Genomic DNA, 15,584 nt, shown 5'->3' with positions numbered 1-15,584 from the left:
ATATAAAAGTCCTACACCTATTGTTGGTAATATATACTGTAATTTAAATATACTAAATGTAGCTAAAGTAAGAGCAAATCCCCATGCTATGTTTTTTTATTGCATTACTACATATATTAGTATCATATTTACTATATGAATCTGTAGGTTCATTAATAATACTTTCCTCATTAAGATTATCTAATTTAAAATCATTGCCACTCATTATCCCCTATCCCCTTTTTTTACTTTTCTTTCATAGTAAATTATATAGTTAAGTTTATATTTATTATTAAAATTACTTTTTTCATCATTTTTACACCCTGTTTGCCATTATATGTAATTATATCATATATTATAAATTCATTGCTATTTTCTCCACTACTATTTAAAGCATAGAATATGTTTTTTCTTAATTTAATATAACAAAAAAATATCGCATACTATCACTAGGAATACGATATTTAGATAAGGTCCACATGATTTAAAATTGCATTATTTTTAGAATATCCAACTAAAAATCATAATCAAAATGTTCTTTAATAAATTCTAACATAGAAGTTCTATTATCTTTTTTACTTATATAATCTAAATCAGAATCATAGAAATATAAATAAGCTATACTCTTTTTATCATCTGATGTCCCAACCATACCAAAAGACTTTGGATAATCAGCTATGTAACTCTCATTTCCTGAAGCTACTCTAAATGTATAACTATTTACCTTAAACTCATTTTCAGGAATAAGAAAACTATCTATATCATAATCATAGACAGGCTTATCTAAGTAAGTATACTGTTCCTTCAATTTTTCTTTTTCTTTTTCATAGGTTAAATTATCATAGCTTACAACTAAAGCTATTGAATCTGACTGAGAAATTATAATTGAATTATTAGTATATCTGTACTCAACACTTTTGCTTTCAGGCAATTTCTCAATGCTTGGCATAAAACTTTTTGCAAAGTTATCAATAACTTCACCACTATTTAGGTATTCATCAATATTTGAATTTGATTTACTGCAACCCATAAAACAAAAAGATAATATTATCAAAACTATACTAAAAACCTTTTTTCTCATTTTACCACTCTTCCTAGTAAACATTGCCCTCACTCCTCTGTTGGACTAACTTATCAACTATCTTTTCAAACCTATTTTTATTTAAAATTTCATGGGTTACAAAATCACCATTATAGAATAAAGCATATGTTGTAAATGGACATGGAGAGTTTTGAGCCTCTTCATATGTTTCAAACAATACACTTTTAAACTTGATTCCTTTACTGTTAGCTACCTCTTCAATTATAGGTACATACTTTGCAGTAAATGGGCATTGGTGAGAATAATAAAGTACAAATCCTTCATTTTCTACAGTAGATCTCTTTACATTATCATTAAAAGAAGGTTTAATTGAATCTTCATCAAAAGGTAGATACAAAAGTTCAAAATATGATTCTAAAGTATCTGCCAATTTAAAACCTTTATACCTTAAAAATTCCGGATCAGAAAGGTATGGTTTCTTTTTCTTTGAAGATAAAACTACAAGTCCTTTCTTACCTTTTTCCTTACTATCTTTAATACACTCTTCTAATAGTAGATTTGAATTTCCTTGCCCCTTATATCTTCCAGATACCCAAAAACAATTAATATACATATATCCTTCGGCCTTAATAGGACACCATGCCTTCTCAGCAGGAATATATTCTATAAAACACTTTCCTCTAACATCACCTTTTTTAAAAACAAGTCCATCATCAAACCTTTTTAAAAGCCAAGCTTTTTTTGAAGCCACTTGACAATCCTTATTGCTAGAGATAGCACAACAAATATGCTCTTCCTCTAAATTTTCTTTATTAACGGTAATAATCTCCATATAACTTCTCCTCATTAAAACTATTTATCTTTTAAAGTAAAATAACTAAGTAAAACCATAATTATGCTAAGAAAGATTACTACGGACTTAAACCTTACTTTAAATAACTTTACAAGTATTAAAAACACTAGTGTAAAGATAAGTAAAATCCATATATAATTTTTCAGATTTTCTTGTACAAACTCATATTTCACTATAAATTTTGCTGATATCATACTAAGGACGGTTGTAATAAAATAAATTATAATTATTTTATAGATTTCCTTTAAGGTTTGTATTCTTTCCATTTTTCCTCTCACTATCTTCTAAATCTTATTTAAATCAATATCAATATAAAAACATTTTTTATATGGAATATTATAACATATTACATCTTAACTCAAAAATACTGCATGTCTATATATGAACAATGCAGTATCTCTAATTTATTATTTCTCTTCTAAATTGTTTTACTTCTATAAAAATTTAATACATTTTCATTTCCATCAATTTTATCTTCATTATCTTATTTTCTTCTTGTAAACATAAGCTGAAATAACTGATGTAATTGGCACCGCTAATATTATTCCAATACTTCCTGATATACTCTGTGCAAACTCTATTGCAATAAAATCAGAACTCATTAATTGATTAAATTGAGTATTATAGGAATACAGAGCAAGCATAGTACTTAATGAAGTGCCTGCAAATGCAAGAATTAGAGTATTAGACATTGTCCCAATCATATCTCTTCCTATATTAATACCAGAATTAAAAATAGTTTTCATATCTAAATCGCTATTTAATTCATTTATTTCATAAATTGAAGATGCTATAGACATTGCTACATCCATTACAGCTCCTAATGATGAAATTAATATTCCAGAAAAAAGTATATCCCTAATTTTAAGTCCTGTATTTTGAGCTATAAGAATTAAAGATTCAGCCTCATCTAAATTAAACCCGGATATGTTTAAAAGATTTGATATAAGATAGAATATCACACCTGAAATTATTACCCCTACACAGGTTGCTAGTGTAGCTACTATAGTCTTTCTACTCCATCCATTTAATAAAAACAATGTTACAATTGTAGAAATTATTGATACTATTATTGATAAAATAATTGGGGAGTATCCTCTATATATAAAAGGAATCATAAAGAATATGATTGAATAGAAAGTAAATAATAGACCTATCATAGATCTAAATCCCTTACCCCTACCTATTAAAACCATAATTACAAAGAAAACAATAACTATAATATATATATGATTATTTCTACTGTAATTATATATACTAACCTTATAAAAATCTTCACTTGGTCTATCTACGCATACCATAATTTCTTTTCCTTCTTTAGCAACTACATTATGCTTTTGAGTTATATAATTTGTTACCTCTGCTTTTTCTCCTTTGAGTTCCCCTGTTAAAAGCTCTACTTCTAAATCTTGAATACCTGAATATCTCCTATTAGATATTTGCTCTTTCTCTAAATTTTCTTTTATAACACTTATTACCCTTGCCTTTTCATAACTTAAAGTACTATTATCATACTTCTTAAAATCATCTTTAAATGTATTATTTAATAATGTTGTACAAAGTATAAATGCACCTATTAACCACGTTATTACAATATCAGTTCTGCTTAACTTTTTTAACATATTTCTCTCCTAAATAGAAAGTTTAGCCCTGCATTTAAACAAAGCTAAACTAATACCTTATCTTCTAATTCTTACTTTCTTGTAAGTTCTTTTTCTTTAATACTAGATAAAGAATTGAACCTGAAGCTAGCACAATTAATGGTATATATACAAATGGATTTCCTACTGTATCACCAGTTTTCACTGGATTAGAACTTTCATTTTTATCTCCATCATTTTTATCCAACTCTGGTTTAGTAGTTTCATTATCTCCTGGATTTTGAGTTTCTCCATTGCCATCGTTATCTTCCTCAACATCTTTTACTATTGAGTATTCATCAATAACTTCCATATTATCAGTTCTATAGGTTACAACTTTAAATAAGTTGTCTGTCATTTCAATATTTGAAATTGTAGGAACCTTACTTTGGTCTTTTACCGCTGCATAAGTAAAATCTTCATTTTCTAAAATGTTATAATATTTACTACCACTTGCAGAGTTGGCTGTTAAATAAAGTGTTCCCTCTGGGTCTACTACATTACCTTCATTGTCTAAAGTTTGATTCTTTAATTCTTTAAAGCCTTCCATTTGATAAGATCTTGTATATACATGATCATGTCCCATTAAAACAACATCTATATCATTCTTATCAAAGATTGGCACCAAGGTTTCTCTTCTACTTAAAATTGAGTCCTCTAAAGAATGACTAGCAACACTATAAATAGAGTGATGGAAGGTTACTATTCTCCACTTTGCATCCTTATTTTTTTCAATTGTCTCTTGAATAAATTGTTCATGTTCAGCAGAACTTGTATTATTTGAGTTTAATGAGATAAATAATGCATTTCCATATCTAAAGGAATAATCTCCTCCAGCTGCATTACTTCCTAAAGTACTTAAATTCGGCACATTAAAATGTTGTGTATAGTTAATTCCAACATCATGATTACCTACATTAGTTGCAACTGGTAATGACTCTAATACTTCAGGACTTAAATATCCATCATATTCAGCTTCATTTCCTGCTTTGTTAACTTGATCTCCAGCACTAATAAGAAAACTTGCATCAGGGAACTTTGAGATAGCCTTGTTTAAGGTATCTGTCCATCCATTAATATCAGATTCTATGCTACCAGAGCCTATTTGTGGGTCACCTGCTAATAAGAAATTAAACTTATTCCTATCTTTAGTCGATAAATTATTAACTTCAGACCATACCCCTTCTTTTCCTATTCTATAAACATAATCTGTATTTTCTTCTAAGTTTATTGCAGATGCCTTATTACTTCTATTTATATCATCTATCTTAGTAATTTCTCCCTTATAGCTTTTAGCTTTTTCTACTGGGAAAATATCACCATTCATATCTGATTTTTTAGCTACTTGAAGCTCAGTTTCTTCATCAAAGTTTGTATACCAAGTAAAATTTACTTCTGACTCATCTGCTCCTACAGTTAGTGAAATATCACTTACTTTTGGTTCTTCCTTTTCAATCTCTTCTGAGCTTAAAATAAGTGAATTACATCCAAAATATATATCAGAGCTTGTCTCCCTATCTTGGTGAACCTCAACAGCTATAACATTTTTACCTTCCTTAAGCATTGATAAATCTGTTAGCTCAAATTCTTCTGTTATTGGACTTCCATTTCCATTTCCAGAATAAAACATATTATTTTCTTGCTTTTCTTCTGGCACTAAATACCTTTTAACTTCACTACCATTAATGTATACAACTATTGAATCATCAAAAGTAAAACTAGCTTTTATTTTCTTTACATCTTCTAAGTTGTCTACATTAAATTCAGTTCTAAAGAAATATGTTTCAATTGCTCTGTCCTTGCCAGAAGAAGTTTTTCCATTATAATGCTGTAATACTGTATTTGCTCCATCTATTCCTCCACCATTTTTTGCTCCGTAAGGCCCCTTTGCTATCTTCCATGAAGTATCATCAAATCCAACGTTTTGTCCTTCATATTCAATATTTTTAGGAAGGGTCCAGGCGGATTTAATTTTAAAATTATCGTATAAATACGTTCCTACTGCTGGATCTGTTCCATCATCTAAATATCTCCAACTTGTATCATTATTTATTACAGTCTTATCATTCTCAATTGTCTTAACCTGTGCAATAGAATTATCAACAGCTTCTCCATTTTCAGCTCTTGCAGTAATTCCTACTCCAACAACTAGTGCAGAAACCAATGTCATTGATATTATCTTTTTCAACTTCCTACTTTTCATCTTAAACTCTCCTCTTATAATTTAATTTAATTGGACAACTTAAGAATATAAAACTTTTATTATATGCATATTAAGTAAATGTAATAAAATGTAAAGATAAGATTAAAATTAATTTTACGTACTTTTGTCTATAAAACCTAATTATTTATAAAAGAAAAGAAACACTAGCCCTAGTAGTGTTTCTTCATTTTTATTATTACTTAATTATCCCCCATTACATATATCCCATATAAATCTTTCAAAATTATCTCTCTGACTATGTGTATTATTAGGATAAATCTCTAAAGAAGTTATTGCATCATTTAAGAACTTTGGTGTTAAAGACTCCATATCATCAAACTCCCACTCTTCATAAAGATCTCTTAATTTTTCTCCAATCCTTAAAAGACCTTTATAATGCTTTCCACTAGAAAAGCCTTTTATTCTTTTATTCTCTTTCTGCTGATTATAAAAGAATGGTGACTTTGCTAACCATCCTTTCTTAACTTTATCTACATTGGTAGTTTTAGTTAAAACATAATTAATTAACTCTGTAAACTCTTTAAATCTTCCTGACTCTATTTTTATACCTACTATAGGATACCATAGTCCATTAATCTTTCCACTATTTGTCCCTGATGACCTATAAAATGCCAATGTTACTCTCTCAATCCCACAATCATATTTTATATCTATATCTATAAGTCCAATCATTCTAAAATAATTAATTGAATAGATATTAATTCTAAAACTATCTTCATATACACCTAAAATTTCTATAGAATTATTCATAGCCTCACCTTCATTATAATTAAAACAGCCATGTGATATATGAATCACATGGCCTTTTTTATTACATACTTAAGCTTTTAATTTTATCAAGTTGCTCTCTAATTTCTCTAATATTACTATAGCACTTTTTAATACCCATAAGCCTTTTTAAGAATATACGCTCTTCGTTATTTAAATCAAGCTCTTTATACCATGGGAGTTCTTCTTCACTTTCAGGCTCATATGATGAATAGTAAAGATGAAGTAGAAAATCACCTAAATACCAATAGTCTAATTCTCTTTCATAGTTTCTATTGTCTATTATCCTAGCAAGACCGAAATCTATTAGAGCTAATTCATTGTTATCCTTTAATATTAAATTAGGAAGTCTAATATCTCGGTGAACTATATGATTCTTATGCAAAGTTTCCATAATATCTATAATCTTACTGCAATATTCATATATTTCTTCCTTTGAAAACCTATGGTTATCCTCAAGTAATAGATCTTCTATTACCTTTCCTTCAATATATTCAAGGATATAACCTTCTCTATATTCATCTTTAAAGTTAGATATAAACTTTGGAAACCTAGGATCATCTAACATCTTTAATGTTTTCTTTTCATAGATAAGTTTTCTTTTTGTTTTTTTAATCATATCCAACTTTAATTGTTTTATTACGACCTTTTCATGATTATCATTTTCTCCTAGATATACAATTCCATATCTACCTTCGCCTAATAGTTTAATTATAGAGTACCCATTTACTTTTTCTCCAAATTCATATAACTTATCCATAGCAATATACTTATTTAAAACTATTTACTTCTAATAGCTTCTTCTGCGTGGTCTTTTACATGACCATCTAGATCTGCAATTTGATTTTCTAAATGATCTACTAAATGATTTACTAAATGATCTACTTGCTGACCAACTAAAATATCTACTCTTAGACCTACTAAAAGATCTACTAAATGATCTACTTCTTGATTTACTAAATGATCTGCTTCTTGATTTACTAAATGACCTTCTTGATCTTTTACATTCTCTTTCTGATTTGGAAGATGATTTACTCCATCCTCTATAATAATTGTGACCCATGTAGGATCTTTCTCTAATGCATTTCATTATTAACACCCCTAAATTTATTTACTTATTGCACTTAATATATACTATTCAAAATACTAAAAAGAGTTACATAATCTTTTAATTGTAAAAAATTTGGAGCAGATATTTATTTTTCTCGTTCCGTCGCAAGTCCAAGTTACAAAAAAATAAAGAAGCTAAAAATTCAGCTTCTTTATCAATTAACAGTTTATATACCTATAATAGGTTGGGATAAATCTCTTTCATAAATACCATATGCAGCTAATAAAGCATATAATGTGCCTGATGTTCTAAGTATATTTGAAATATTAACATATATATCTGGTTCAAGAGAAAAGTCCACTTCTCCTTTCGCCTTTCTTTCTTTTAAATGGTCAAAACGAATAAATCCAAGTTGAGTATATATAAATCTTGAAATTACCAATAATTCAAGAGATTGAACAGCAGGTATATCTGGATTAGGAACATTTTCAGTTTCATTAGTATATCTACTATAAATTAAATTTATACTTTCAATAGTAGATAGATATGAGAGTAAATCTCCTATAATTGAAATAATATCTGCTATATGCTGATAACTTAACAAGTTTAATTCTTCAATATCACGTTCACTAAAAGAACTATATTCTGATTCATTTCCAAATATATTATTAAAATCCGAATAATTATTTTTCATATTACCTCTAAAAATATTGGTATATATTTATCTTATACTTTTCTAATGATAAAGGTTCACTACTATTTCTCAAAACCAAATGAGACTATCTAAAAACTATACATAATTACAATTTAACCCTACTTACAAAAATCATCTTTTTCTTTTGTAAGTACAAGCATCAATTGAATAACAGTTATTATAACAGAACTTCCTTTCTTGTATGCTATATATCTATCTTCCCATCTTGTAGCATATTTCTCCTTAAATTTTTTAAGTCCTTTAAATGAATATACAAAATTACCATATACAAATATTTGATAGGCTATCTTTTCTCTAAAAAAAGCATGCTTAGTTCTTCCTACATCTGCTAATGGCGCAAGTCCTAAATTAAAATATTTAAACCCATTTTCCTTTGCATACTCAAAAATATTTGCAAACATATAATCCATAATTCCATTAAGCTCAATTTTCTTAAATCTCATAAGATCAACAGATAGGGTTTCACCATCATACATTGGCATTATTGTAGCAAATCCTTTAAGTTCTCCTTCAGAATTCCTTACAATAGCAACTTTATCCATTTCTATATAATCTCTATCTAAAAAACCTACACAAAATCCTTTTTCCTTTTGTCCATTAAGCCATTCTTCTGAAACCTCTTTTATTTCACTAAATAGCTCATCATTATAAGGTGGACTAACAATTGAAAATTCATAGCCAGCCTTGGTTATTCTTCCTATAGCTTGTCTATTACTTTTATTCTTATTACCTACTAATGAAAACTTATCTAGTTCAACCCATGCATCTTGCCCAAGCTTCATAAACTCATAACCTAAATCGTGAAGTTCTCCCATTACTTCAACATCAACTCCACTAAACACTAGAGTATATCCATATAAATCAGCAAACTCTAAAAATTCCTGTATACCATCAAAAAAGTTTTCCTTATTACCTACTGGGTTACCTAAAACTATAATTTTATCTCCAGATATTTGATACTGAAAAAGTACATCTTCATTTTTATTTATGTATATATACTTATCTCCTAAAAATACATAGTGGATAAGTCTTGATCCACCATAATTTTCAATAATCTTTTTAACCTTTTCTTTATCTAATTCTTCTTTGGGAAACTTGTTTAATCTATTAAGCAATATTAAAAGCATAACTAATAATAAGGCTATTGTTGCTCCAATAAAAACAGAACTTACTAAATTATCTTTATAAAAGCTTTTTACTATTTCCTCTAAATTTAAAATAGGTATCTTTCTATGTATATAATGTACCACTTTTGAATAACTCGATATCAAATATACTGATAGGGTTAATAAAATAATTGCTATATCTTTAATTGCATTTTTCCATGTATAAATAAAACCTATTCTATAGAACATTTTTCTACTAAATAATATTAATATCCAAACAAGTCCTATAAATATACATTCATGAATATTATATTTGCTAAAGAATCCTCCCATAGTTATAACAGCAAATACGAAAACCATAAAATAATAAACTTCTTTAGTTTTTGTATGAAGTATAGTTGATAATACTATAAGAATAAATCCTATTATTATACTTAAAGATATAGATAACTCTACTATATCCATATTTAAGATTTCATTTCTATGAGGAAAATAACGTTTTAAGTATATATTATTACCAAATATCAACGATATTCCTGTAATGAATAACATAATTTTCAAAACACAATGAGCTAATTTAGAATTTAACCTTGATATAACTTCTCGTGCATCTTCATTTATCTTCATATACAAATCTGATAAATATAAAACTAGTCCTATTAACACAGGAATTATGTAATAGCTTAATCTATATAAGATTATAAGTAATAGAACTTGCTCTGAAGGTACGTTAAACTCTTTAAGTCCTACTAATAGTGTTAAATCAAAGGTACCAACACCACTAGGTACCATACTTATCATAGCTACTATTATAGCCATAACATATATAGGAAAGAATTGTGATAAAGTAACCTTTATTCCTAAAATTACAATCAATCCGTATATTAAAAGTATAGTTGTTGCCCATTCCAGAATTGAAGTAAACATTATTTTTAATGTAATATAGTAATTTTCTTTATTTCTATTTTTAAATACCTTATAGGTAGCCCCTATAAAAATAATAGGAATATATAAACCTATTAAAGCTGATATGAAAAATACATAATCAAAGCTTCTTCCATTTACTAAGCTCCATAAAGAATATATTAAGCATACTAAAGAAAATCCTGATAAGTTTAATCCAACAACCTTAGATGTTTCTTTTATAAGTTTTGATGAATCATCCACGTATTTCTTATAAAAATGATTTTTTAAGAATATAGCTGAACTTCCACCAAAGCCAACTAAGTTAGATATTGAACTTGCAATCCATGAATACTTGTACACTTCTCTTGTACTTAGGTTTATTTGTACCTTCTTTTTTATTATTAAATCGTAAAATGACAATGGTAAATATGATATTATCCCTAATACTATAATTATCATTATATTAGTAACTGTTAACTTGTCAGAATACATATTGAATAGATTAACATCTATATCAACAAAAATATTATATAATTCCCTTAATGCAAAAAATAATATTACTACTATAATTGGAATTTGAATCATTTGCACTATTTTCTTATTCAGTTTCTTCTTCATATTTATCCCCTTCGTTTATAAAGTATGGTTTATATATTAAAGAAATTATCTTAAAAGAACCTTAACTATTTCTTAATATCCTCTAAAAATAATTTGGATGTATATGATTCTTATCTATATATATCTGTATTTGACAACTATAGTTATCTGTATTAAATAAATCGTGATAAAGTTCAACTTCTATTAACTCATTTGTATTTATATTATTTTTCTCTATATACTTCATTAAATTTTCTCTACACTTTAGTTGATTTTCTTTATTATAAACTAAAGTTAAATAATCTCCTTCAGGTAATACTCTTATGTTTTGTTCTTCTTCAACCTCATCCTTCAATCCAACAAATGCAAATTGTGACTTAATCTCTCCCCTTGAACTAATATCATAGATTATTCCCCTCTCTAAGGTTATTTCCATATTATTTTCCTTAATTATTTTATCTAATTTTGAGTAATAAATAAGTTCCTCTAACTCCTTAGAACTTTTAAATGGAGCAAAAACTATACATCTCTTATTAAAATGCTTTATTACAATTTCATCATTATCTACTATTTCTTTTGATATTTTAATGCTTTCGCTTAATATATTAATATTGCTTATTATTTCATTCATTAATTTAATTTTTTCTTCTGCTTCCTTCTTTTTTATCTCTAGAAACTTTAAAAGTTTTTCTGTATTTGGATCTTTAAATATATCCTGTAGTTCTAAAATACTTGTTCCAAGAGTTCTACAGCCTTTAATTATATCTATATGAACAAATTGATCTATAGAATAATATCTATACCCTGTTTCTTCATCTATATATTTAGGTATCAAGATTCCCACTTTATGATAATATCTTAAAGCCTTTATTGTAACATCTTTTATTTTTGAGACTTCGCCTATTGAATAATACTCTTTCATTTAACCACATCCAACTTTCTAATATTTATTGACTCTCCTCTAAGAGGAGATATTAACATAATTATATACTAATTTTAAGATTTGAAAGGAAGAAATATTATGAACAATAAGGTTATGTACAGAGAATTACACAAAGGAGATTATGAAATAATAAAAAAGTTAATAGGTGATGCTTTTGGATTTAGTGAGTTTATAAAAGATCCCGACTTTTTAAACTTAATACTAAATTCTTATCTTCAAGAATGTATATTAGATAGTAGTTTTAGTAAAGTAGCTATTAAAAATGGTAAAGTTATTGGAATCATTTTAGGAAATGCTAATAAGGATAAAAATAAAATAAAAAGCTTTCATAATAGAATAAGTTTAATAAGCTCTTTAATTAAAATTATGTTTACAAAAAATGATAATAAAAAAGATTTAAAAGAATTCTCTAAAATTCAAAAGACTTATAAAGAAATTTTTAATGGAAATAAGAATAATTTTCAAGGATGCATACAACTTTTCATTGTATCAAAAGAATCTAGAGGTTTAGGTGTAGGAACATCTTTAATGAATTATCTTTTTGACTACATGAAATCTATGAAAGTAAAATCTCTATACCTATATACCGATACAAGATGTAACTATCAATTTTATGATAAAAATAATTTTAAAAGATTAAATGAAAAGAAAGTGCATTTTAATAGAGTAAATGAAAGTTTAAACATCTTTCTTTATGGATATAATTTTTAAAGAATCACCTTTTAGCCTAAATATTCTATTTTAAAAAGAGAATCTATTTTAAAGATTCTCTTTTTGAATATATAGAAAAATATAAAATTTTAATTATATATAAATCAAAGATGGTATTACAATTTCATTACCTTAAATAATAAGCGAATAGATATTTCTTTTTCTGTGCATTGTAGCTTTCGACTGAACAATCAAAATAAATATCAACCACACATTTTGGTTTACTTATTCTTGTGAACACTTCCTTCAAATAGTTTTCCCTTCTCTTTAGGAAGTTTATTTTTAACTAAAATATCATAAAATCCTGATATTATGTAGCTTATAGTCATAACTATCATAATAGCTACCATTTCTCCTCCACCAAAATATTCAAGGGCCATAGCTATTGATGTAATTGGAAGTGATGTTGCACTACAAAAAACTCCAATCATACCTAATGCTGTGGAAGATTCTAACGGAAGATTTATTAACCCTGAAACAGAACTGCCAAGTGTTGCTCCTACAAAGAATGTTGGATTTCCTCTTCCTCCCTGAAAAACTGACCCTAAAGCTACTGCTGTAAATAATATCTTCCATATACTATCCATTATACTTACCCTATTACTAAATGAATCATTTATGAAAGATTGACCTAATCCATTATAATTATTTCCAATAATTAAGAATAATACTATTGTTATTCCCCCTCCTAAAATTGCCTTTATATATGGATTTTTAGTAACTAAGTCATATAGCTTACTGCTATTATCTAATACTAAATTGAATATAAACCCAGCAATACCACATATTATTCCAAGTAAAATTAGCTTTAAAAGCAGTAAAATACTTAATTCTCCTAAGTTTAACTGAGGATAGACTACTTCATTATTACCTATAATATTAGCTATTTCGTTTGAAAATACAGTTGTTAAAAATGCAGGTATTAGGGCTTGATAATGAAACTTTCCTTTTAACACTAATTCCATTCCTAAAATTGCTCCTGCAAAAGGTACATCATATATAACACCAAAAGCACTACCTACTCCACAAATTACTAAGGTTCTTTGCTCATCATCAGATAAATTAAAGATTCTTGCCATAAAATCTCCTAATATGCCCCCCATTGCAACAGCTGATCCTTCTTTTCCAGCAGAACCTCCACATAAAGTTGTTAAAAATGAACCTATAAATACTACAATTGACATAAAAAAAGGAATATCTTTTGCAGCTGACTGAACTTCAGATTTTAGTAAATTTTCACCTGAATATGCATTTCTTCTTGTATGTAAATATAAAAAGGTTATAATCAATCCAGCGAAGGGTAGTAGATAAATCATATATTCATGATCTTTTCTAAAGTTATTTCCCCAGCTTAATAGGATATTAAATAAACCAACTATAACACCTATGGGCACAGCCATTGCTATACTTAGTGCAATCCATTTTAGTACATTAAAAATTAATGAACTATACTGATTTTCCGCATTAGTTTTTAACTTTTCCATAACCCTCTCCTTCTATCTTCATCATAAATATAATTTCCTAAAGAACAAAAAAAATACTAGGAAGTAAATTCCTAGCATTTTCACGCTAATCTCTTCTATAACTTCTTATGTTTTCCCTAAATATACACCAATATACAGAAAAAGAATTTTAGTTAATATAAATAAGTATATACAAACTAGTAAGGATAATATGGATAATAAGGATACGGTGGTACTATAAAGGGATATCTTAGTAAGGCTAAAGCAGCTATTGTGTTAATAGGAAATGGCCTTCGTCTAAATCTTCTATATCTATTTCTCATTGGTCCAAAGGGTTGTCTAGGTTGTCTTGCCATTTCATTAGCCATCTCATCAGTCATTACATCTTCGCCAACTAAAACAAAAACCATATTTCCATCTATCCCCTCTACAATTCCATCAAAGCTACTACCGTCTTTCATTTGGATAATTGTGTGGTAAGATATACACCTCTGACACTGTTCATAAATAGACATATCATTTCTTTCATAATCAAATATTTCTAATGACAATTTATATCAACTCCTTTCTCATATATGTTATTCATAAAAAGCAATTCTAGTGCCTCTATATCTTTCTTTATAAGACTATTTTTTGACAATGGATATAACTAAAGGTGGCTACACTAAATCTTATAAATTGAAACATCTCAGAGAGGAAATGTTTTAATTTATCTAATAGTTTGAAATTTACCAGTTATTTAGGAATATTTCCCAGTTCAATAATATATATCTCTTTATTTTCCTTAACGTTAATTTATCACCACCTTTATTATCATTAAACTTTTTTATTACACTTATTTTATGGAAGTATTATTTTACCTACTTTGCTTTATTTTATAATCTGTCCTACAATGACATAAAGGAGGATGATGCATATGAGGATCTTTGCTCTTAGGCCCTTATTTTAGTTAGTTAAGTGTCTATCTTAGTTAAAGATCTCTAACTTCTAAGGGCCTAATAAACTATTTAATATATTTAATTTATGAGGTGTTTATTATGTCTAATTTAACTTTTAATGTATGTAAGCGAGAGAATAATGAAAATAAAGTGAATTTAAGAAGAGTAGGTTTAACTCCAGGTATTATTTATGGTGAATTTCTAAAAAACCCAATTCCTATTAAAATTGATAGTTCTGATTTAAAAAGGTTATTAAAAACCAATAACAAGGGTTCTATAATACCTATTTGTTTAGGCAAAAAGAAGCTTAACTGTGTTGTTAAAGATCTTCAAAAGAATTATCGTAATGAAATAATACATGTGGATTTTCAATATACAAAACCTAACGAAAGAATTAAAATGAAAATTCCTATAAAATTTAGTGGACAGGAAAACTTAGAATCAAAAAGATTGGTATTAGAAACACATATTACATCTATTGAACTACAAGGGGATGTTGAAAAAATACCTGAGTCAATTGATATTGATGTTTCTAATATGAATTTTGATAATAGAATATTACTTGAAGACATATCCATTCCAAAAGATATTTCTGTTTTAAGTGACCCTAAAGCTTTAGTAGCTATTATTACAAATTAATGTTCCCAC

General features: G+C 27.3%; 15 protein-coding genes. 2 read left to right on the top strand and 13 right to left on the bottom strand.

What is annotated here, in order from left to right; all coding sequences use genetic code 11:
• Positions 1-52 precede the first annotated feature (52 nt).
• The 11 genes from DR024_RS17765 to DR024_RS12150 all read right to left on the bottom strand — a co-directional run bounded on the left by DR024_RS17765 (position 53) and on the right by DR024_RS12150 (position 11,803).
• A complete protein-coding gene (locus DR024_RS17765) occupies positions 53-205 on the bottom strand; it encodes a hypothetical protein (protein ID WP_155849303.1) in 153 nt (50 codons plus the stop codon).
• Between the two features lie 288 nt (positions 206-493).
• Positions 494-1,084 carry a hypothetical protein gene (locus DR024_RS12200; protein WP_242829714.1) on the bottom strand — a complete coding sequence of 197 codons (591 nt, stop codon included), beginning with the start codon at positions 1,082-1,084 and terminating at the stop codon, positions 494-496.
• A complete protein-coding gene (locus DR024_RS12195) occupies positions 1,074-1,853 on the bottom strand; it encodes a YoaP domain-containing protein (protein WP_034866351.1) in 780 nt (259 codons plus the stop codon). The genes DR024_RS12200 and DR024_RS12195 overlap by 11 nt, the downstream gene beginning before the upstream one ends.
• A gap of 500 nt (positions 1,854-2,353) precedes the next feature.
• Positions 2,354-3,496, bottom strand: a complete 1,143-nt coding sequence (locus DR024_RS12185) for a YibE/F family protein (RefSeq protein WP_027098397.1) — start codon at positions 3,494-3,496, stop codon at positions 2,354-2,356.
• Between the two features lie 64 nt (positions 3,497-3,560).
• Positions 3,561-5,717 (bottom strand): purple acid phosphatase family protein, encoded by a 2,157-nt coding sequence (locus DR024_RS12180; protein WP_055254981.1) that lies wholly within the window; start codon positions 5,715-5,717, stop codon positions 3,561-3,563.
• 204 nt (positions 5,718-5,921) lie between these two features.
• Positions 5,922-6,488, bottom strand: a complete 567-nt coding sequence (locus DR024_RS12175) for a hypothetical protein (protein ID WP_111918898.1) — start codon at positions 6,486-6,488, stop codon at positions 5,922-5,924.
• Between the two features lie 61 nt (positions 6,489-6,549).
• On the bottom strand, positions 6,550-7,266 hold the full coding sequence (locus DR024_RS12170) for a protein kinase family protein (RefSeq protein ID WP_111918896.1): 717 nt from the start codon (positions 7,264-7,266) through the stop codon (positions 6,550-6,552).
• A gap of 30 nt (positions 7,267-7,296) precedes the next feature.
• Positions 7,297-7,596 carry a hypothetical protein gene (locus tag DR024_RS12165; protein WP_111918894.1) on the bottom strand — a complete coding sequence of 100 codons (300 nt, stop codon included), beginning with the start codon at positions 7,594-7,596 and terminating at the stop codon, positions 7,297-7,299.
• 187 nt (positions 7,597-7,783) lie between these two features.
• Entirely contained in the window at positions 7,784-8,251 is a 468-nt protein-coding gene (locus DR024_RS12160; RefSeq protein WP_051195969.1) for a hypothetical protein, read from the bottom strand.
• Positions 8,252-8,370: 119 nt separating this feature from the next.
• The gene (gene mprF, locus DR024_RS12155) at positions 8,371-10,902 is read right to left on the bottom strand and encodes a bifunctional lysylphosphatidylglycerol flippase/synthetase MprF (protein ID WP_051195968.1); all 2,532 of its coding nucleotides are present in this window, start codon (positions 10,900-10,902) and stop codon (positions 8,371-8,373) included.
• A gap of 82 nt (positions 10,903-10,984) precedes the next feature.
• Positions 10,985-11,803, bottom strand: a complete 819-nt coding sequence (locus tag DR024_RS12150) for a MerR family DNA-binding transcriptional regulator (protein ID WP_055254977.1) — start codon at positions 11,801-11,803, stop codon at positions 10,985-10,987.
• A gap of 99 nt (positions 11,804-11,902) precedes the next feature.
• Between DR024_RS12150 and DR024_RS12145 the strand changes: the two genes are divergently transcribed.
• Positions 11,903-12,535, top strand: a complete 633-nt coding sequence (locus DR024_RS12145; RefSeq protein WP_027098391.1) for a GNAT family N-acetyltransferase — start codon at positions 11,903-11,905, stop codon at positions 12,533-12,535.
• A gap of 221 nt (positions 12,536-12,756) precedes the next feature.
• Here DR024_RS12145 and DR024_RS12140 read toward each other — a convergent pair whose 3' ends face one another.
• Positions 12,757-14,019: a chloride channel protein gene (locus DR024_RS12140; RefSeq protein WP_055184438.1), complete on the bottom strand. Its 1,263-nt coding sequence runs from the start codon at positions 14,017-14,019 to the stop codon at positions 12,757-12,759.
• 176 nt (positions 14,020-14,195) lie between these two features.
• Entirely contained in the window at positions 14,196-14,549 is a 354-nt protein-coding gene (locus tag DR024_RS12135; protein ID WP_027098389.1) for a hypothetical protein, read from the bottom strand.
• Between the two features lie 486 nt (positions 14,550-15,035).
• Here DR024_RS12135 and DR024_RS12130 point away from each other — a divergent pair, with 486 nt between their 5' ends.
• Positions 15,036-15,575 (top strand): 50S ribosomal protein L25, encoded by a 540-nt coding sequence (locus tag DR024_RS12130; RefSeq protein WP_027098388.1) that lies wholly within the window; start codon positions 15,036-15,038, stop codon positions 15,573-15,575.
• The last annotated feature ends 9 nt before the right edge of the window (positions 15,576-15,584 follow it).

Origin of the sequence: Clostridium paraputrificum (assembly GCF_900447045.1) — a bacterium.
In the GTDB taxonomy this organism is placed as follows: Bacteria; Bacillota; Clostridia; order Clostridiales; family Clostridiaceae; genus Clostridium; species Clostridium paraputrificum.
The sequence above is the reverse complement of the archived record's forward strand: the minus strand, read 5'-3'. Positions and strand labels throughout refer to the sequence as shown.